This window comes from Brevundimonas sp. MYb52, from assembly GCF_002979535.1.
Lineage (GTDB): Bacteria > Pseudomonadota > Alphaproteobacteria > Caulobacterales > Caulobacteraceae > Brevundimonas.
In genome coordinates this window covers 79,538-96,408 of record NZ_PCPB01000001.1, presented here as the reverse complement: position 1 = coordinate 96,408, position 16,871 = coordinate 79,538, and the positions used below count along the sequence as shown (strand labels likewise).

Annotated in this window: 20 protein-coding genes; 7 read left to right on the top strand and 13 right to left on the bottom strand. The window is 67.3% G+C overall.

The genetic code is table 11. The annotated features are described in order from the left end of the window. The first annotated feature begins 39 nt into the window (after positions 1 to 39). On the top strand, positions 40 to 504 hold the full coding sequence (locus tag CQ039_RS00590; protein WP_105564427.1) for a peptidylprolyl isomerase: 465 nt from the start codon (positions 40 to 42) through the stop codon (positions 502 to 504). A gap of 23 nt (positions 505 to 527) precedes the next feature. Here CQ039_RS00590 and CQ039_RS00585 read toward each other — a convergent pair whose 3' ends face one another. From CQ039_RS00585 to CQ039_RS00575, 3 genes are all read right to left on the bottom strand, one after another. After that, complete coding sequence (locus tag CQ039_RS00585; RefSeq protein ID WP_233190304.1) at positions 528 to 1,061, bottom strand: hypothetical protein; 534 nt, start codon at positions 1,059 to 1,061, stop codon at positions 528 to 530. A gap of 25 nt (positions 1,062 to 1,086) precedes the next feature. Further along, positions 1,087 to 1,710, bottom strand: a complete 624-nt coding sequence (locus tag CQ039_RS00580; RefSeq protein WP_105564429.1) for an isoprenylcysteine carboxylmethyltransferase family protein — start codon at positions 1,708 to 1,710, stop codon at positions 1,087 to 1,089. A gap of 92 nt (positions 1,711 to 1,802) precedes the next feature. Next, the gene (locus CQ039_RS00575) at positions 1,803 to 2,762 is read right to left on the bottom strand and encodes a M28 family peptidase (protein WP_105564430.1); all 960 of its coding nucleotides are present in this window, start codon (positions 2,760 to 2,762) and stop codon (positions 1,803 to 1,805) included. Positions 2,763 to 2,904: 142 nt separating this feature from the next. On the opposite strand from CQ039_RS00575, the gene ligA reads away from it, so the two are divergent. The 3 genes from ligA to CQ039_RS00560 all read left to right on the top strand — a co-directional run bounded on the left by ligA (position 2,905) and on the right by CQ039_RS00560 (position 6,480). Then, complete coding sequence (gene ligA / locus CQ039_RS00570) at positions 2,905 to 5,223, top strand: NAD-dependent DNA ligase LigA (RefSeq protein ID WP_105564445.1); 2,319 nt, start codon at positions 2,905 to 2,907, stop codon at positions 5,221 to 5,223. 14 nt (positions 5,224 to 5,237) lie between these two features. Then, on the top strand, positions 5,238 to 5,852 hold the full coding sequence (locus CQ039_RS00565) for a 3'-5' exonuclease (protein WP_105564431.1): 615 nt from the start codon (positions 5,238 to 5,240) through the stop codon (positions 5,850 to 5,852). Between the two features lie 205 nt (positions 5,853 to 6,057). Beyond that, positions 6,058 to 6,480: a DUF2147 domain-containing protein gene (locus tag CQ039_RS00560; protein WP_105564432.1), complete on the top strand. Its 423-nt coding sequence runs from the start codon at positions 6,058 to 6,060 to the stop codon at positions 6,478 to 6,480. Between the two features lie 62 nt (positions 6,481 to 6,542). On the opposite strand, the gene CQ039_RS00555 is transcribed toward CQ039_RS00560, so the two are convergent. From CQ039_RS00555 to CQ039_RS00535, 5 genes are all read right to left on the bottom strand, one after another. After that, positions 6,543 to 7,526, bottom strand: coding sequence for an aldo/keto reductase (locus CQ039_RS00555; protein WP_105564433.1), 984 nt, complete (start codon positions 7,524 to 7,526; stop codon positions 6,543 to 6,545). Between the two features lie 91 nt (positions 7,527 to 7,617). Beyond that, a complete protein-coding gene (locus tag CQ039_RS00550; RefSeq protein WP_105564434.1) occupies positions 7,618 to 8,310 on the bottom strand; it encodes an LrgB family protein in 693 nt (230 codons plus the stop codon). After that, positions 8,307 to 8,675, bottom strand: a complete 369-nt coding sequence (locus tag CQ039_RS00545; protein ID WP_105564435.1) for a CidA/LrgA family protein — start codon at positions 8,673 to 8,675, stop codon at positions 8,307 to 8,309. The genes CQ039_RS00550 and CQ039_RS00545 overlap by 4 nt, the downstream gene beginning before the upstream one ends. 4 nt (positions 8,676 to 8,679) lie before the next feature. Further along, positions 8,680 to 10,503 (bottom strand): aminopeptidase P family protein, encoded by a 1,824-nt coding sequence (locus CQ039_RS00540; RefSeq protein WP_105564436.1) that lies wholly within the window; start codon positions 10,501 to 10,503, stop codon positions 8,680 to 8,682. Positions 10,504 to 10,671: 168 nt separating this feature from the next. Further along, positions 10,672 to 11,538, bottom strand: a complete 867-nt coding sequence (locus tag CQ039_RS00535; RefSeq protein ID WP_105564437.1) for a 50S ribosomal protein L11 methyltransferase — start codon at positions 11,536 to 11,538, stop codon at positions 10,672 to 10,674. Between the two features lie 82 nt (positions 11,539 to 11,620). Between CQ039_RS00535 and CQ039_RS00530 the strand changes: the two genes are divergently transcribed. Further along, positions 11,621 to 12,157: a hypothetical protein gene (locus CQ039_RS00530; protein WP_199183517.1), complete on the top strand. Its 537-nt coding sequence runs from the start codon at positions 11,621 to 11,623 to the stop codon at positions 12,155 to 12,157. Positions 12,158 to 12,243: 86 nt separating this feature from the next. Here CQ039_RS00530 and CQ039_RS00525 read toward each other — a convergent pair whose 3' ends face one another. From CQ039_RS00525 to CQ039_RS00515, 3 genes are all read right to left on the bottom strand, one after another. Further along, positions 12,244 to 12,453, bottom strand: coding sequence for a DUF3126 family protein (locus tag CQ039_RS00525; RefSeq protein ID WP_105564438.1), 210 nt, complete (start codon positions 12,451 to 12,453; stop codon positions 12,244 to 12,246). Positions 12,454 to 12,546: 93 nt separating this feature from the next. Continuing rightward, a complete protein-coding gene (gene cysE / locus CQ039_RS00520) occupies positions 12,547 to 13,368 on the bottom strand; it encodes a serine O-acetyltransferase (RefSeq protein ID WP_105564439.1) in 822 nt (273 codons plus the stop codon). A 28-nt stretch (positions 13,369 to 13,396) separates the two neighbouring features. Next, a complete protein-coding gene (locus tag CQ039_RS00515; RefSeq protein ID WP_105564440.1) occupies positions 13,397 to 14,026 on the bottom strand; it encodes an NUDIX hydrolase in 630 nt (209 codons plus the stop codon). 45 nt (positions 14,027 to 14,071) lie between these two features. Between CQ039_RS00515 and CQ039_RS00510 the strand changes: the two genes are divergently transcribed. Continuing rightward, positions 14,072 to 14,668 (top strand): nitroreductase, encoded by a 597-nt coding sequence (locus tag CQ039_RS00510; RefSeq protein WP_105564441.1) that lies wholly within the window; start codon positions 14,072 to 14,074, stop codon positions 14,666 to 14,668. Here CQ039_RS00510 and CQ039_RS00505 read toward each other — a convergent pair. Then, positions 14,665 to 15,546 carry a DUF817 domain-containing protein gene (locus CQ039_RS00505; protein WP_105564446.1) on the bottom strand — a complete coding sequence of 294 codons (882 nt, stop codon included), beginning with the start codon at positions 15,544 to 15,546 and terminating at the stop codon, positions 14,665 to 14,667. The two genes, CQ039_RS00510 and CQ039_RS00505, sit on opposite strands and share 4 nt — an antisense overlap. 42 nt (positions 15,547 to 15,588) lie before the next feature. On the opposite strand from CQ039_RS00505, the gene CQ039_RS00500 reads away from it, so the two are divergent. Next, positions 15,589 to 16,353, top strand: coding sequence for a hypothetical protein (locus CQ039_RS00500; RefSeq protein WP_105564442.1), 765 nt, complete (start codon positions 15,589 to 15,591; stop codon positions 16,351 to 16,353). Between the two features lie 26 nt (positions 16,354 to 16,379). Here CQ039_RS00500 and queF read toward each other — a convergent pair whose 3' ends face one another. Next, positions 16,380 to 16,841: a preQ(1) synthase gene (gene queF / locus CQ039_RS00495; RefSeq protein WP_105564447.1), complete on the bottom strand. Its 462-nt coding sequence runs from the start codon at positions 16,839 to 16,841 to the stop codon at positions 16,380 to 16,382. Positions 16,842 to 16,871 lie beyond the last annotated feature (30 nt).

Below are 16,871 nucleotides of genomic sequence, written 5' to 3'. Positions count from 1 at the left end.
CGCACAATTCTAGCCTACACCCACGCAAAGGAGAGCCTCATGGCCGACCAAACCCTGACCTTCACCCTCGACACCGGCGACGGCGAAGAGCGCAACGTCGTGATCAAGCTGCGCCCCGACCTGGCGCCGAACCACGTCAAGCAGATCACCGACCTGGCCTCGGAAGGCTTCTATGACGGCGTGGTCTTCCACCGCGTGATTCCGGGCTTCATGGCCCAGGGCGGCGACCCGACCGGCACCGGCACCTCGGGCTCCAAGAAGCCGAACCTGAAGCAGGAGTTCTCGGCCGAGCCGCACGTCCGCGGCGTCTGCTCGATGGCCCGCACCGCCAACCCGGACAGCGCCAACTCGCAGTTCTTCATCTGCTTCGACGACGCCCGCTTCCTGGACAAGCAGTACACCGTCTGGGGCGAAGTGATCGAAGGCATGGACCACGTCGACGCCCTGCCCAAGGGCGAGCCGCCCCGCGCTCCGGGCAAGATCGTCAAGGCGACCGTCGCCTAAGGATCGGTATCAGCGGCGGGGGATCAGTCCCCCGCCCACCACCGCATTGCTACGTTGTTGAAGGTCCGGCTTCCGACCTTGAGCGTCCCCTTCAGGACCACACCCTCGTCTCCCAGATTGCGCCGCGCCGTCGACAGCGCGCCCTGGTCGAGCTTGCCGTCGAATGACACCGCGCCCAGTTCGCGCGAATGCGCCTCGAAGCGCAGACGATCCTCAGTCACGTCGTAGCGTGTCGGGATCAATCGCGTCCGCCGCGCGCCCTGCCCGTCCGCCTCAAACTCCATCATCACGGGCGCAAAGCTCGCCGACCGCTCGCCGCTCTCCCAGGCCATAAAGTCCGGGACCTGGCCCATGAAGACATGGTGCAGCCTCCAGCCATCGACCCGCGCCGCCTCAGTCGGGATGTAGTAGCCGGATACATCCTCGGGCAGGTCGTGTCTGAAGGCCCCGACCTGGGACGCCCCCGGCGCCTCCGGCGCGGTCGCCGGCCGGTCGCAGGCCGCCAACGCCATCAGTCCGCTCAGGGCCGCCACGGCGGCAAAACGCGCTTTGTTCACGAAACCTCGGCTCACGAAAGGGGGATCAGGGCAGATGAATCAGGGCGGACAGCCAGCCGATGTCCTGCAGCCGCTCGACCGACTCGAACAGCGGCACGGCCAGCAGGAAGACCAGGCCGTCACGCAAGGTCGTCAGGAAGAAGCGCGGCCGCACGTCCAGCGATTCCGCGTCCCGCCACTTGGAGAAATCCGGCCCGAAGCGCGGCGTCCGCGCGCAATAGTCCAGGTAGGTCTGGCCGAAGGCGCCCGTCAGCCAGGCCTCCTCGCGCTTCACTGTGGCGTAGAAGACCGCGACCGTCAGCAGCAGGAACAGGCTCGCCAGGGTCACGCTGCCCGTCTGCGCCCCCACCCCGAACGCCCCCATGAAGCTGAAGACGTAGAGAGGGTTGCGGCTGATCGAATAGGGCCCGCGATCCACGATCTCGGCCTTCTTGCGCCCGCCTATATAGAGCGAGCACCAGGCCCGCCCGACAATGCAGACGGCGATCAGGGCCAGGCCGAACGCCTCCAGTCCCTCATGCAGGACCGTCTCGCCGCCCATCGACCGCGTGAAGAAGGCCAACGCCACCACGGCGACGATGCCGCCCAGCAGCGCCAGTTTGCGCAGCTTTTGCACCCGCTGAAGATCGAAACCCTGAACCGTCGACATCCGTATTTCCTCGACTGATGAGGGTGCGACAGAACGCCGCTGCGAAGGCGGTTTCAAGGCCTATGTTTGCGAGCGTTTCGCGCTCGCAGACCTCACTGATCCAGCCACTGATCCAGGGCGCGGAAGCCTTCAATCGCCAGTTCAGTCGAGGACTGGAAGGTCGCCGGAACCACCTTGTCGAAGTCGTCCGTCGGGCGGTGATAATCAGCATGATAGTTCACGCCGAAATAGAGGAAGGGCAGGCCCGCGCGGTGGAAGGCGGCGTGGTCCGAGGCCTCGACCCAGTTGTCGGCCCCCTTGTCCTCAGGCGTATCCTTGCCAAAGGCCAAGGACACCGTCCCGCGCGGCGCGATCCGCTCCAGCACCGGGCGGAAATAGGGATGCTGATAGGTGCCGGTGACCCACAGCTTGCCGTCGCTGTCGGCGCGCGCCGTCATGTCGAAGTTCAGGTTCATCGAGATCGACGACAGCGGCACCGGCGGCGCTTCGACAAAGTGCTTGGCCCCCAGCAGGCTGCGCTCCTCGCCGTCCAGGGCGACGATCAGGACAGAATGCTCCGGGGGATTGGCCTTCAGCCGCTTGGCCAGTTCCAGCATGGTCGCCACGCCCGAGGCGTTGTCGTCGGCGCCGTTGTAGATCTCGCCGTTATTGACCCCCACGTGGTCATAGTGGGCTGTGACCACGATATACTTGTCCGAGACGCGCGTGCCGGGGATGACGCCGATGATGTTGGTCCCGTTAAAGGTCTTCACGCCCTCGCGCGTGCGCCCCTGCATCTCCCAGGGCTGCAACCGCCCCATCGGCGAGGCCTGAACGCCCAGGGCCTCCAGCCGCCCGACAATGTATTCGCGCGCCTTGGCGCCGCCCTCTGACCCCGTATCGCGTCCCTGCATGTCGTCCGCCGACAGGATGCGCAGGTCGTCCATCAACTGGGCGTAGTCCTCCGACGCCGCCGCGACGGGGGCCTCGGTCGCCTCAGGCGTCGTGGTCTCACAGGCGGCCAGCGTCAGGGCGACGGCGATCACGGACAGGCTGGCGAGAACAGGACGCATGGAGGGCTCCGAGAAAATCAGTCGGCGGGACGCTAGCGGGCGTCGCGGCCGGCGTCAGATTACGTTTCTGTCATGGACGCTGCGATCCCGCCGCCGCCGGTGCTAAACAGCGCGACCGATGAAGGCTGACCGCGCGATTCCCATGTCCCAAACTCCCGTCGAAACCCTGACCGAAGACCAGGCCCGCGAGGAGCTGGCGCATATGTCCGCCGAACTGGCCCGCCACGACGCCCTCTACTACGCCGACGCCGCGCCCGAGATTTCCGACGCCGACTACGACGAGTTGAAGCGCCGCGCCCTGGCCATTGAGACCGCTTTCCCGACCCTGACCAGCCCGGTCTCGCCGTCGCAACGGGTCGGCGCTCCGGCCTCCAGCCAGTTCGCCGAAGTCCGCCACGGCGTGCCCATGCTGTCGCTGGACAACGCCTTTGACGAGGGCGAGGTGCGCGACTTCGTGGCCCGCATCGCCCGCTTCCTCAAGCTGCCCGGCGACGAGCCCATCGCCTTCGTCGCCGAGCCCAAGATCGACGGCCTGTCCGCCAGCCTGCGCTATGAGAAGGGCGTTCTGGTTCAGGGCGCCACGCGCGGCGACGGCAAGACCGGTGAGGACGTGACCGCCAACCTGCGGACCCTGGACAGCATCCCCCAGATCCTGACCGGCTCTGGCTGGCCCGACGTCATCGAGATCCGGGGCGAGGTCTATGCCCCCAACGACGCCTTCGACGCCTTCAACGCCGCCGCCGAGGCCGAGGGCCGCCGGACCTACGCCAACCCGCGCAACTTCGCCGCCGGGTCGCTGCGCCAGAAGGACCCCAAGATCACGGCCCTGCGCCCCCTGACCTTCTTCGCCTACGCCTGGGGCGAGACCTCCGCCCCGTTCGCGGAAACCCAGCACGGCGCGCTGGAGGCCTTCCGCAGCTGGGGCTTTCAGGTCAACACGCGCTCGACCCGCGTCGAGGGCGCAGAAGGCCTGATCGAGGTCTATCGCGGACTGGAAACCGACCGCGCCCGCCTCGGTTACGACATCGACGGCGTGGTCTATAAGGTCGACCGGCTGGACTGGCAGCAGCGCCTCGGCTTCATCGCCCGCAGTCCCCGTTGGGCCATCGCCCACAAGTTCCCGGCGCAACAGGCCACGACGGTTCTGGAAGGCATCGACATTCAGGTCGGCCGCACCGGCTCCCTGACCCCCGTCGCCCGCCTGCACCCCGTCACCGTCGGCGGCGTCGTGGTCCGCAACGCCACCCTGCACAACGAGGACGAAATCGCCCGCAAGGACGTGCGCATCGGCGACACCGTCATCCTGCAACGCGCCGGCGACGTCATCCCCCAGATCGTCGGCGTGGTCGAAAACCTGCGCCCGGCCGACGCTATTCCCTTCGCCTTCCCCCACGTCTGCCCCGTCTGCGGCTCAGAGGCCGTGCGCGAGGGCGACGAGGTCAAACGCCGCTGCACCGGCGGCCTGATCTGCGACGCCCAGATCGTTGAGCGCTTGAAGCATTTTGTCAGCCGCCGCGCCTTTGACATTGAAGGGCTTGGAGAAAAGCAGCTAATCGCCTTCCACGCGCGCGGTTGGATCAAGGAGCCGGCGGACATCTTCCGCCTGGCCCGCGACGAGCAGAAACTGGCCCTGCTGCGGGCCGAGGACGGCTATGGCGAGACCAGCGTCCGCAACCTGATCGCCGGCATCGACGCCCGGCGGACCATCAGTCTCGACCGTCTGATTTTCGGCCTCGGCGTGCCGGACATCGGCGAACAGACCTCGCTGGTCCTGTCGCGTGCCTTCGGCAGTTGGACCGCCTTCCGCGACGCATGCATGGCCGCCTCGAATGGTCTGGCCAGCGACGACTGGAAAGCCCTGGCGGCCACCCACGCCATCTCCACCCGTGTCCTGGGCCTGATGGCCGAGGCGAATCCGCCCGCCGACGATCCCTGGCCCGAGGCGCCGATGGATCAGAAGATCGCCCTCGCCTTCCCCGGCATGGCCGCCCCCGCCCGCCGTTCACTGGCCGAGATTTCCAGCGGCTGGACCGACCTGACCCGCTGGGCCGCTGTCGCCCGCAACGAAGGCCCGTCCGACATCCTCAACCAGATCGCGGGCGTCTCCGGCGTCGGCCCCGTCGCCGCCGAGGCCTTGGCCCACTTCTTCCACGAGCCCCACAACCGCGAGGTCGTCGAGGCCCTGCTGGCCGAACTGGATGCGGTCGAGGACGTGGCCGCCCCGACCACCGACAGTCCCGTGGCGGGCAAGACCGTGGTCTTCACCGGCTCTCTGGAACGCTTCACCCGCGACGAGGCCAAGGCCCGCGCCGAGAGCCTGGGGGCCAAGGTCTCGGGTTCGGTGTCGAAAAAGACCGACTACGTCGTCGCCGGCCCCGGCGCCGGGTCCAAGCTGAAGGACGCCGAAAAGCACGGCGTCACCGTCCTGACCGAGGACGAGTGGTTGGCCCTCATCGCCTAGAATATGATCGCCTGATGCACGCCGTCGCCATCGACTTCGAAACCGCCAACGAGCAGCGCTCCAGCCCCTGCTCCATCGGCCTCGCCTGGATCAACGACGGCGTCATCGAGTCCGTCGAGCACCACTACATCCGCCCGCCGGGCATGCGCTTCGCTAGCTTCAACATCGCCTTCCACGGCATCGGCCCCGAACAGGTCGAGGACGCCGAGGAGTTCCCCGCCGTCCTGGCCGCCATCGCCCCGCGTCTGCAAGGCCGCACCGTGCTGGCCCACAACGCCGCCTTCGACGTCAGCGTCATTCGCGGGACCTGCGACCACTACGGCCTCGCCTATCCCGAGTTCGACTACCTCTGCACCGTCAAGCTGGCCCAGATCACCTGGCCCGAGTTCGCCTCGCACAAGCTGAACAACGTCTGCGCCGAGCTGGGCATCCAGTTCAAACACCACGACGCCGCCGAAGACGCCTTCGCCTGCGCCTCCGTGGCTCTGGCGACGTTGCAGATGCATGACGCCGCCTGCGCCGCCTCTCTGGCCAGCGCCACCGGCATCAGCCTCGGCCGCCTCCACGCCGCCGGCTACAGCCCCTGCTCCTCGGCCGGCTCGCGCCTGCGCCGTCCGCGTGCGACCTGAGCAACGTCCTCTTTCCTCCCCATTCCATGGGGAGGAAAAGCCGTCGAAATCCATCACCTTAGTCGCCCATCGCGCTCAGATATTGACCTAAGGTCATGTAATCATTGATCGAACGTCACAAATTTGGGCCTTGTTTCGGACCGAAAGCGGGATCACCCTTTGCTCAAAGGATCGGCGCAACGATCCGTGTGAAGGAATACGCCCGATGAAGTTCTCCGTCCTGGCGGCTGCCGCCATCGTCGCTGCGGCCCTGGCCTCGCCCGCCCTCGCCGGCGATCCGACCGGCCTGTGGCAGACGCCGACCAATGGCGGTCAAGTGCGCATCGCCCGCTGCGGCGAGGCCCTGTGTGGAACCCTGATCACCTCGGACCACATCCGCGCCGAGCCCAACGCCCGCGACACGCACAACAAGAACGCGGCCCAGCGCAACCGCACCCTGCGCGGCCTGCCCATGCTCAGCGGTTTCACCGGCGGCCCGACCGAATGGCGCGGCGGCTCGGTCTATAATCCGGCGGATGGCGGCACCTATCGCGGCACCATCACCATGACCAACGACAACAGCCTGCGCCTGCGCGGCTGCATCGTCGCCCCCCTATGCAAGACCCAGACCTGGACCCGCATCCAGTAGTCGAGGCCCATAGCCCAAACGAAAGACGCCTCCCCCGCTAGCGCGAGGGAGGCGTTTTCATATCAGCGATTCAGTGAGCTCATGCCGCCCGGCGCATACCGCTCGCCCGCCGCCGCATCGCGCGGGAACACCGCCTCGATCCGCGCCAGATCGTCAGGCGACAGCACGATGTCCGCCGCCGCCACGTTCTGTTCCAGCGTGGCGATCCGGCGCGTGCCGGGGATGGGAACCAGATCCTCGCCCTGCGCCAGAACCCAGGCCAAGGCCAGTTGCGCCGCCGTCACGCCCTTGTCCGCCGCAATGACGCCGACCGCTGCGACCAGATCCAGGTTCTTCTGGAAGTTGTCGCCCGAAAAGCGCGGGTTGGTCCGGCGGAAGTCATCCGGCGCGAGGTCGTCGATCGACTTGATCTCGCCTGACAGGAAACCCCGGCCCAGCGGGCTGTAGGGCACGAAGCCGATGCCCAGTTCGCGCACCGTCGCCAGCAACTCGTCCTCCGGGTCGCGACTCCACAGCGAATATTCGGTCTGCAGGGCCGTGATCGGGTGAACCGCGTGGGCTGTGCGGATGGTGGCAGGCGCCGCCTCGGACAGGCCCAGGAAGCGGACCTTGCCCTCCTTCACCAGTTCGGCCATCGCCCCGACCGTCTCCTCGATCGGCGTATTGGGGTCGATGCGGTGTTGATAATAGAGGTCGATGTGATCGACGCCGAGGCGGCTCAGGCTGCCCTCGACCGCGCGGCGCACATTGGCGGGCGAGCCGTCGGTGACGGCCGAGCCGTCCGGCTGGCGGTTGATCCCGAACTTGGTGGCGATAAAGGCTTCGTCCCGGCACCCCTTCAGCGCCTTGCCCACCAGGACTTCATTGGTGTGGGGGCCGTACATCTCGGCCGTGTCGAACAGGGTGACGCCCAGGTCGAGCGCGCGTTGGATCACCGCAATGGATTGGGCCTCGTCGGCGCCGCCGTAAAAGGCGCTCATGCCCATGCAGCCCAGACCGACGGCCGAGACCTCAGGGCCGTTACGGCCCAGCTTGCGCATCTTCATCCGCGCATTCCTTATGATGTGATGGGGTCGGCGGCGCATTCGCCGACGCTCTTCAGATGGGCGCCGTATGGCCTTATTTCAAGGGGCCCACTCAGATCAGACTGGCCACGATGGACAGGATGGTCGCCGTCGCTACCGCGTTCAGCGCCATGCCCAGGCTGGCGAAGGCGCCCGCTGTCTGATCCACCTGAAACGCCCGCGCGGCGCCGAAGCCGTGGGCCGACACCCCGACCGCAAAGCCCCGCGCCCGCCAGTCCTTGATCCTCAACAGGTTCAGCAGCGGCGTCGCCGTCATCGCCCCGAACACGCCGGACATCAGCACGATCACCGCCGCCAGGGCCGGGATGCCGCCCAGCTGCGAGGCCACCGCCATGCCGACCGGCGTGGTCGTGGCGCGCGGTGCGATGGAGGCCATGATCTCGACCGGCGCCCCGAACAGCCAGACAATGCCCACGGCGCTGACGATGGCCGTCACAGCCCCGGCCAACAGGGCGCAGGTCAGCGGCTTGGCCAGCCGCCGGATCGTCGCCCGCTGCGCCCAGATCGGCACGGCCAGCCCCACCACCGCCGGTCCCAGCAGGAAGCCCAGCACCTGCGTCGCTTCGGCATAGGTCGGATAAGGGGTCTTGGTCGCCAGTAGGACGCTGATCAGCACCGGCGTCGCCAGCAACACCGGATGGCACAGCGGATGGCGCCCGCTGCGCCGCGACAGGATGTCAGCCGCCTCGAACACCACCAGCGTCACCGCCAGCCACAGCAGGGGCGTCGCGATCAGATCGCTCACGATGCGCCTTCCTCTTCCCCGTCCGGCTCCTCGCGCCCCGCCACTGCCCGGAACACCAGGGCCGTCACCGCCAGGGTCAGCAGGGTCGAGATCGCCACCGCCACGACAATGCCGAGGCCGTATCGCGACAGGATCGCCCCCTCCTCCATCAGGCCGACGGCGGCGGGCACGAACATGATCGACAGATGCGCCGTCAACCAGCCCGTCACCTGGGTCAGCGTCAGCCGCTCGCGCGGAACCAGCGCCAGCCAAGCCAGCAACAGCACCATGCCGATCACCGATCCCGGCAGGGGCAAGCCCGTCAGCCGGTGGATGACCTCGCCCGCCAGTTGGCAGACGAGCAGCAGGGCGATGGCGCCGATCATGACCCTACAGCGGCGCCGTCTGCGCCTTCAGCCATTCTAGCGCCGCCTCGTCCTTCTGCACGCCCTCGGCCAACAGAGGCCCGACCTTGGCCAGAACCTCGGCGTGATAGGCGTCCACATAGGCCCGCTCGTCCGCCGTCAGCAAAGCGACATCGATCAGTCTGCGATCCAGCGGCGCCAGGGTCAGCTGCTCAAAGCCGTGCATGGCCCGCTCGCCGCCCGGCACCTGGGCCGGAGCCGTCACGACCTGCAGGGTCTCGATGCGGATGCCCCACTCGCCTTCGCGATAATAGCCCGGCTCGTTCGACAGGATCATGCCGGTCAGCAGCGGCTGGGTGTTGACGTAGGGGGCGATGCGCTGCGGCCCCTCATGCACGCCCAGATAGGACCCGACGCCGTGACCGGTGCCGTGATCGAAGTCGAAGCCCGCGTTCCACAGCGGCTGGCGCGCCACGGCATCCAGTTGGTGCCCCGTCGTCCCGGCGGGGAAACGGATCACCGCCATGGCGATGTGGCCCTTAAGCACCAGGGTGAACATCCGGCGCTGGTCCGCCGTGCCCTCGCCGATGGCCATGGTGCGGGTCACATCCGTGGTCCCGTCCAGATACTGACCGCCGCCGTCCACCAGCAGAAGCGAGCCCGCCTCCATCGGCCGGATCTTGGCCCCGACGGGCTTGTAGTGCGGCAGGGCGCCGTTCGGCCCGACCCCGGCGATGGTGTCGAACGACAGATCCTTCAGCATCCCGGTCGCCTCGCGGAAGCCCTCCAGCGCCTCGACCACCGCCCGCTCGTCAGGCAGCTCAACCTGAGCGACCGTATCGACCCAGTGCAGGAAACGGGTCAGGGCCGCGCCGTCACGGATGTGCGCCTGACGACTGCCCTCGATCTCGACGTCGTTCTTCTGGGCGCGCGGCAGGGCGCAGGGGTCCATGCCGCGAACGATGCTCGCGCCCGCCGTTTCCAGCCGGTCGAAATACCAGGCCGAGGACACGGCTGGATCAATCAGCACCTTCTGCCCCGACAGAGCGTCCAGGGCGGCGGGCAGAGCCTCGGGCGCCTCCAGCGTCACCGCGTCGCCCAGCCAGCCGGGCAGTTCGTTCGTCACCTTGGCCGGGTCGAGGAAGACCTTGGCGGTCCCGTCCGCCTTCACCACCGCCTGACCCAGCGGCAGGGGCGTCCGGATCACGTCGCCGCCGCGAATATTGAACAGCCAGGCCAGCGACGACGGCGAGGTCAGCACCGCCACGTCGGCGCCCTTGGCGGCGATAGCCTGACCGATGCGGGCGCGTTTCAGCGCGGCGTTCTCGCCCGTGTAGCGATCGTCGTGTGGCGCCACCGGCGCCTGCGGCTGGGCCGGGCGGGCGTCGCCCCAGGCCAGGTCGATGGGGTTGGGTTCAACGGCCTTCAGCGTCGCTCCGGCCTTCTCGACCGCCGCACGCAGGGTCGCCAAGGCGTCCGGGCTGTGCAGGCGCGGATCATAGCCGATGACCGAACCCGCGCTCAGGCCCTCCAGCCAAGCGGCCAGGCGGTTCAGCTCGACCCGCTCGAACAGGGCCGCATCCGTCTGGGCCTTGGCCTGCACCGTATAGCGGCCGTCGACGAAGACCGCCGCCCGGTCCATCAGCACCACGCCCGCCCCGGCCGAGCCGGTGAAGCCGCTGACCCAGGCCAGACGCTCGCTGGCGTCGGGCAGGTATTCGTTCTGATGCTCGTCCTCGTGCGGGACCAGCAGGCCGTCCAGGCCCTGCTCGGCCATCTTCGCCCGCAGCAGGGGCAGATGCTTGGCCCCGAAGGACGGCTCGGTGGTTTCGTCGAATGTCTGGCGCATGAAGGGTCCTTACACCCTTCTCCCCTTGTGGGAGAAGGTGGCTCGCGAAGCGAGACGGATGAGGGGTTTCTCGGCATTTGCCCAGCCCCTTCATCCACGGTCGCGAGACCCCTCATCCGGCCCTGACGGGCCACCTTCTCCCACAAGGGGAGAAGGGAAACCTCGCCCCTACTTCATCCGCAGTTGCAGCGCAGTCCACGCATCATGGTGAATGGTCTGCTCCACCACGAAGCCCAGCGGCAGATAGGCTTCCAGAATGCGCTCTTCCTGAGTGCGCAGCAGGCCCGACAGGATGGCGACCCCGCCCGACTTCAGCGCCTGGCCGATCTCGGGCGCCAGGAAGACCAGAGGCGCGGCCAGAATGTTGGCGAAGACCAGATCATAGGGGGCGTGCAGGGCGATGCGCGCGTCGCTCAGGCCGTCGGCGAAATAGAACTCGCACTTGGCGTCGTTGATCTGGGCGTTCTCGTTGGCGATGCGGGCCGAGGGCTCGTCGATGTCGGTGCCGACAGCGATGGGCGAGCCCGTTTTCGCCGCCGCAATAGCCAGAACGCCCGTGCCGCAGCCGACGTCCAGCACCTTCTCAAAGCTCTCGGTCGCCAGCAGGTTGTCGAAGGCTTCCAGACAGCCGACCGTGGTGCCGTGGTGGCCGGTGCCGAACGCCGCGCCGGCATCGATCTTCAGATTGACCCGACCCTCGGGGATCTTGCCCTGATCATGCGCGCCATAGACGAAGAAGCGCCCGGCCTCGACCGGCGGCAGGCCCGACAGGCTCATGGCCAGCCAGTCGGCGTCGGCCAGCTTCTCGACGATCACTTCCAGGCCCGGCGTCGCGCGCAGGATTTGAGCGACCCCCTCGGCTTCTTCATCGCTGGTCGGGAAGGCGTCGATGCGCCAGACGCCCTTGTCCTCGTCCTCTTCCAGGATCGAATAGGTGGCGTTTTCCAGCATGGGGTCGGCGTCGATCATGGCGGCGGCGGCCTCCGCGGGCTCGCGCTCGCCGCGTGCGATTACCTGAAGAGCGGACTCGGACATTTCTCAAACACCGTTATTATGACGAATCGCAACGCGTGCGGGCGTACGGAATGCCCGTGTCCATTTAAGGGTCGGGGTATCCATGGCTAAAGCACCGTCTGAGTCGAAATCTTCTACGCCGAAAGCGGCGCCTGCCGCTTCCAAGCCGAAACCGGCGGCAAAGTCGAGCGCTGCGGCGCCCAAGGCCGCTGCAAAACCGAAGGCCGCGCCGAAAACCGCCGCGCCCAAGGCCGCTGCCGCCAAGCCCGCCGTGAAGGCCGCTGCGCCCAAGACGGCCGCGAAACCCGCCGCCAAGGCCGCTGCCAAGGCTCCGGCTGTAAAGGCCGCTGCGCCCAAGGCCGCCAAGCCGGCGGCAAAGACCGCCGCTCCGAAGGCCGCCGCCGCCAAGCCAGCCGCCCCGAAGAAGGCCGCCGCTCCCAAGGCCGCAACTGCGCCCAAGACTGCTGCACCGAAGCCCGCCGCCGCTCCGGCGGCAGCCCCGGTCGCCGCCGCGCCCGCCCCGGCTCCCAAGCCGGTCGAAGCGCCCAAGCCTGCGCCCGCTCCGCAACCGGCCCCCGCCGCCGCTGCGCCCCAGCCTGAAAAGAAGAAGGGCTTCTTCGCCCGCCTGTTCGGCTGGTGATCGTCTGAAACGACAAAAGGCCGGAGGGTTCGCCCCTCCGGCCTTTTTCGTGCGTGCTGTCCAGAGCAACCTCTGGAAGCGCAGCCTTAGTCCTGCGGCAGGTCTTCGGCCAGGATCGCCATCTCGAACATGAACGAGCCGGCCTCGTCCTCGTCCTCGAACACCACGCCGATGAACTCGTCATCGACATAGACCTCGGCGGAGTCGGCGACCTTGCGGGCCTTCACCTTGATGCCGCCGTGGTTGAAGGTGCGCTTCAGGTGCGTCTCGACGCGCTTCAGATCAGATTCTTTCACGGGGGTAGCCTCGTTGGTGTCGTTGACGGCGGAACCTAAAGAACCCGCCCCCTCAAGGGAAGCCCGCGTATCGGGCGTCCACAGGCAGCCGCCTCAGATCACGAAATCATAGGCGATGTCGGCCAGGGTGTGGTCCATGGTCCGGGCGGGCGCCGCGTCGGTCGGACAGGCCACGACCCTTGCCGGCACACCGGCGACCGTGCAGCCCGCCGGCACCGGCTTCAGCACCACCGAGCCCGAGGCCACCTTGGCGTAGTCCCCGACCACGATATTGCCCAGCACCTTGGCTCCCGCCCCCAGCAGGACGCCGCGGCCGATCTTGGGGTGACGGTCGCCGCGCTCGGCCCCGGTCCCGCCCAGGGTCACGGCGTGCAGCATCGACACCTCGTCGCCCACCACCGCCGTCTCGCCGATGACGATGCCGGTGCCGTGGTCGACGAAGACGCCCGAGCCGATCTTCGCCGCCGGGTGGATGTCCAACTGGAACAGTTCCGAAATCCGGCTCTGGAAGTGGAAGGCCAGGGTGTCGCGGTCCTGCGCCCACAGCCAATGGGCCACCCGCCACGCCTGCAGCGCCTGGAACCCCTTGAAATACATGAAGGGCTGCAACAGCGACCGGATCGCCGGATCGCGGTCCTGCACCGCCTTCAGGTCGGCCTCCGCCGCCGCCAGGATACCGGGATCGGCCGCAAAGGCCGACAGCGCCACCTCGCGCAGCGACATGGCCCCCAGTTCGGCGTCGCCCAGCTTGCGCGCGATCTGGAAGCTCAGCGCGCCTGCGAAATCGTCATGCGCCAGCACCACGGCGTTCAACTGCGAGGCCAGACGCGGCTCCTCGCGCGCGGCCTCCTCGGCTGCGGCGCGCAGTTGCATCCACAGGTCCGGCTGTTGCGGCACGATTTCCAGCTTGGCCATCGGGCCTCCCGTTTCCTTGCAGGCGATCCTACGCCCCCAGCATGGCCCGCGCCAGCGCGGCGGGCAGCACGCCTTCGCGGGCCATATGGTAGGCCTTGTAGGCCGTCGCCACCGTCAGGCCGTCGCGAACCGCCCCGCGCTCGATCTCGCGCAACAGCTCGCGGAAAGGCGCCCGCACTGATACGATCACCTCGGTCGGGTCAGGGTCCACCGGAACCGCGCTCAGTCCCCAGGCCACCCAGGTCATGGCCCGCTCGTCGGTGATCGAGTTCGACAGGTCCAGATCCAGCGCCGCGCGCCAGTGTTCCGCCGCCAGCCCGGCCTCCTCGGCCAGTTCGCGACGCACGGCGTCGAACGGGTCCTCGTCCATCGGCGCCCCGCCCTCCGGCATCTCCCAGGAATAGCGCATCAGGGTGAAGCGATGCTGCCCCACCAGGGTCACCGTCCCGTCGTCATGCAGCGGCAGGACCCCGGTTCCGACGTTCTTGGGGCGCATGGCCACATAGTCGGCGGGCGCCCCCGTCGGCGCCGTCGCCGGGTGCCGCGTCACCGTCATCCACGGCGTGTCGATCAGGACGCTGTCGCCGTGGCTCTGCCATTTTGGCGTCTCGGGCAGGTCTTCGGCCCAGCGGGGCTTGATGTCGGCGATATCGTGCATCCCTCCGCTATGGCGCCGGGCGCTGCAAAATCCTAGCTAGACGGCATGACCGATCTGAACGCCGCCCTGCCCCTGCCCGTCCGTTCGGACGCGATCCTGTCCCGTCTGGCGACCCGCCGCTCGGCCTCGGCCCAGCTTCTGAGCGCCCCCGGCCCGTCCGAGGCCGAGATCGAGCAGATCCTGCACCTGGGCGCCCGCACCCCCGACCACGGCAAGCTCTTCCCCTGGCGCTTCGTGGTTCTCGGCCCGCAGAGCCGCGCCGACCTGTCCGAAGCCCTCGCCGCCCTGGCCGAGACCCAGAACCGCGTCGACAAGGACCTGGCCGTCCTCGCCAAGCTGGCCAATCCGCCCCTGACCATCATGGTCGTCTCGACGCCGATCCAGGGCCACAAGGTCCCGGTCTGGGAGCAGCAGCTGTCCGCCGGCGCCGTCTGCATGAATATCGAACACGCCGCCGACGCCCTGGGCTATTCGGCCAGCTGGATCACCGACTGGTATTCCTACGACCCCGCCGCCGTCGCCCTGTTCGGCGTCAAGGACGGCGAGACCATCGCCGGCTTCATCCACCTGGGCACCGTCACCGAAGCCCCGCTGGAGCGCCCCCGCCCCAACATGGCCCACAAGGTCGAGCGGCGGCCCTAGGCCGACGCGCGGGGCTCCTCCTCCGGCCGGTGCACCAGCGACACCAGCACCACCGAGATGATCATCAGCAGGAACCACGCCCCCAGCTTGTTCACGCTGACCATCTCCCATCCGCCCTCCTGCCCCGGATAGACCCAAGCCCGCGCGAACGTCCCCAGGTTCTCCGCGAACCAGATGAACAGCGCCACCAGCCCATAGCCCAGCAGCAGCGGCATCGACCGCCGCGTCCGGTCGGCGGTGAAGTAGAACCAGCCCCGCCCGAACAGCAGCACGGTGGCCGCAAACAGCGCGATCCGCACGTCCGGCAGCCAGTGATGGGCGAAGAAGTTGACATAGATGGCCGCCGCCAGAACCCAGGTCGTCCACAGCGGCGGATAGTTCCGCACCCGGATATGGAAGATGCGCTGCACCCGCGCGATGTAACTGCCCACCGCCGCATACATGAAGCCCGAGAACAGCGGCACGGCCCCGATCCGCAGCACAGACGCCTCCGGGTAGATCCATGACCCGTGATAGGTCTTGAACAGCTCCATGATCGTTCCGGCCACATGGAACAGGAAGATGACCCGCGCCTCCTCCCAGCTCTCCAGCTTAAAGGCCAGCATCAGCGCCTGTATCCCCAGCGCCCCGACCACCAGAACGTCATAGCGCGACACCGGCGCCGCCCCTTCCGGCCAAAGCACCGGCCAGACCAGATAGGTCGCCAGGATCAGCCCCAGCATCGCCCCGCCGAACAGACAGGCCCACCCCTGCTTCAGCCCGAACCACAGAAACTCATAGGCATACCGCCGCCCCCGCGACCGATCCGCCCACGCCTCCGCGCGAGCCATCAGACGACGGCCCCAGACTTCGAGCGGAAGACGGGGGGATGGGGTCATGGGCGATTTCACGTTGGCGGTCACTCGTCTACGGTCCAGCTTATGATCGAAGAGCTGAATCGTATTGCGGAAGAGATGAATGCGCTGCTCCCCTTGTTTGTGAAGGGCGGCAGTATGTCAGGACTGTTCTTGCCGTCTAAACACGCCGCCAAATTTAAGGCATTCGCAATCGAGGCGAAGGCGATCCTCGATGACGAACTGGGGCGACTAAATGAATATTCCTCGAACCTGCAGCGCGCAGTGAATTCTGGGTCAAGCAGCTTCGCAGGCGGGCCTTCCTACGCTTCGGTCGAGGAGGCTTCACAGATTGTGCAAGCGGCTACTCGCGCAGTCCAACGGAAACACACGAAGGCAACGTTGCCACCGATTTCCTCAGCCGACCGTCCCTACGTGGCCCTAGTGCGCATCAAGGCGTTGCAGGGACTTTCTGGCGGCAAATGGGACTTTGCGAGGCTGGTGGAGCTCTGTCGCGAGATGAACGTGGTTGCTGAAAACCGTTGCCACTTCTCTACAGCGATGCTTCTGCGCACAATCTTAGACCATGTTCCCCCCGTCCTCGGTTTCAAGACGTTCGACGAGGTCGCGAACAACTACGGCGGGCCGAAACAATCGAAATCATTCAAAGAAATAATGCAGCGTCTACAGGGCTCGCTAAGAAAAATCGCGGACGCACACCTCCACTCGCCGATTAGGCCTCGTGAGGATCTTCCAACGGCTATTCAAGTAAACTTCGCTGCCGAGTTGGACGTGCTGCTGGGAGAGGTCATCCGAGTCGGTGGCTCCGAAATGACGTCTCCCAAGGCCTAGGTTTGGAGGGTGGTCAAACCTCCCCCTCACCCCCGCCCGCGATAGGTCGCGACGCCTTGATCCGGCAGCCAGACGCCTTCGATGGGCGCGCCGGTTTGCCAGAAGACGTCGATGGGGATGCCGCCGCGCGGGTACCAGTAGCCGCCGATGCGCAGCCATTTCGGTTGCAGCAGGTCAGCCAGGCGCTTGCCGATGGCGACGGTGCAGTCCTCGTGGAAGGCGCCGTGGTTGCGGAAGCTGGTCAGGTACATCTTCAGCGACTTCGACTCGACCAGCCAGTCGCCGGGCACATAGTCGATGACGATGTGGGCGAAGTCGGGCTGGCCCGTCACCGGGCACAGGCTGGTGAACTCGGGCGCGGTGAAGCGCGCCACATAAAGCGTGTCGGCATGCGGATTGGGCACGCGCTCCAGCACGGCGGTTTCGGGGCTGGTCGGGGCGGCGGTCTGGGCGCCGAGCTGGGACAGGCTGTCGGTATAGTGCGTCATGCCCGCCATTTAGGCGTTTGGTCCGCCAAA

Coding starts and splice junctions, on each gene's coding strand:
- CQ039_RS00500 (WP_105564442.1), top strand. CDS start 15,589: ATGATCGAAGAGCTGAATCGTATTGCGGAAGAGATGAATGCGCTGCTC.
- CQ039_RS00535 (WP_105564437.1), bottom strand. CDS start 11,538: ATGTCCGAGTCCGCTCTTCAGGTAATCGCACGCGGCGAGCGCGAGCCC.
- CQ039_RS00590 (WP_105564427.1), top strand. CDS start 40: ATGGCCGACCAAACCCTGACCTTCACCCTCGACACCGGCGACGGCGAA.
- CQ039_RS00510 (WP_105564441.1), top strand. CDS start 14,072: ATGACCGATCTGAACGCCGCCCTGCCCCTGCCCGTCCGTTCGGACGCG.
- CQ039_RS00555 (WP_105564433.1), bottom strand. CDS start 7,526: ATGAAGATGCGCAAGCTGGGCCGTAACGGCCCTGAGGTCTCGGCCGTC.
- CQ039_RS00560 (WP_105564432.1), top strand. CDS start 6,058: ATGAAGTTCTCCGTCCTGGCGGCTGCCGCCATCGTCGCTGCGGCCCTG.
- CQ039_RS00540 (WP_105564436.1), bottom strand. CDS start 10,503: ATGCGCCAGACATTCGACGAAACCACCGAGCCGTCCTTCGGGGCCAAG.
- queF (WP_105564447.1), bottom strand. CDS start 16,841: ATGACGCACTATACCGACAGCCTGTCCCAGCTCGGCGCCCAGACCGCC.
- CQ039_RS00565 (WP_105564431.1), top strand. CDS start 5,238: ATGCACGCCGTCGCCATCGACTTCGAAACCGCCAACGAGCAGCGCTCC.
- ligA (WP_105564445.1), top strand. CDS start 2,905: ATGTCCCAAACTCCCGTCGAAACCCTGACCGAAGACCAGGCCCGCGAG.
- cysE (WP_105564439.1), bottom strand. CDS start 13,368: ATGGCCAAGCTGGAAATCGTGCCGCAACAGCCGGACCTGTGGATGCAA.
- CQ039_RS00505 (WP_105564446.1), bottom strand. CDS start 15,546: ATGACCCCATCCCCCCGTCTTCCGCTCGAAGTCTGGGGCCGTCGTCTG.
- CQ039_RS00575 (WP_105564430.1), bottom strand. CDS start 2,762: ATGCGTCCTGTTCTCGCCAGCCTGTCCGTGATCGCCGTCGCCCTGACG.
- CQ039_RS00530 (WP_199183517.1), top strand. CDS start 11,621: ATGGCTAAAGCACCGTCTGAGTCGAAATCTTCTACGCCGAAAGCGGCG.
- CQ039_RS00580 (WP_105564429.1), bottom strand. CDS start 1,710: ATGTCGACGGTTCAGGGTTTCGATCTTCAGCGGGTGCAAAAGCTGCGC.
- CQ039_RS00545 (WP_105564435.1), bottom strand. CDS start 8,675: ATGATCGGCGCCATCGCCCTGCTGCTCGTCTGCCAACTGGCGGGCGAG.
- CQ039_RS00515 (WP_105564440.1), bottom strand. CDS start 14,026: ATGCACGATATCGCCGACATCAAGCCCCGCTGGGCCGAAGACCTGCCC.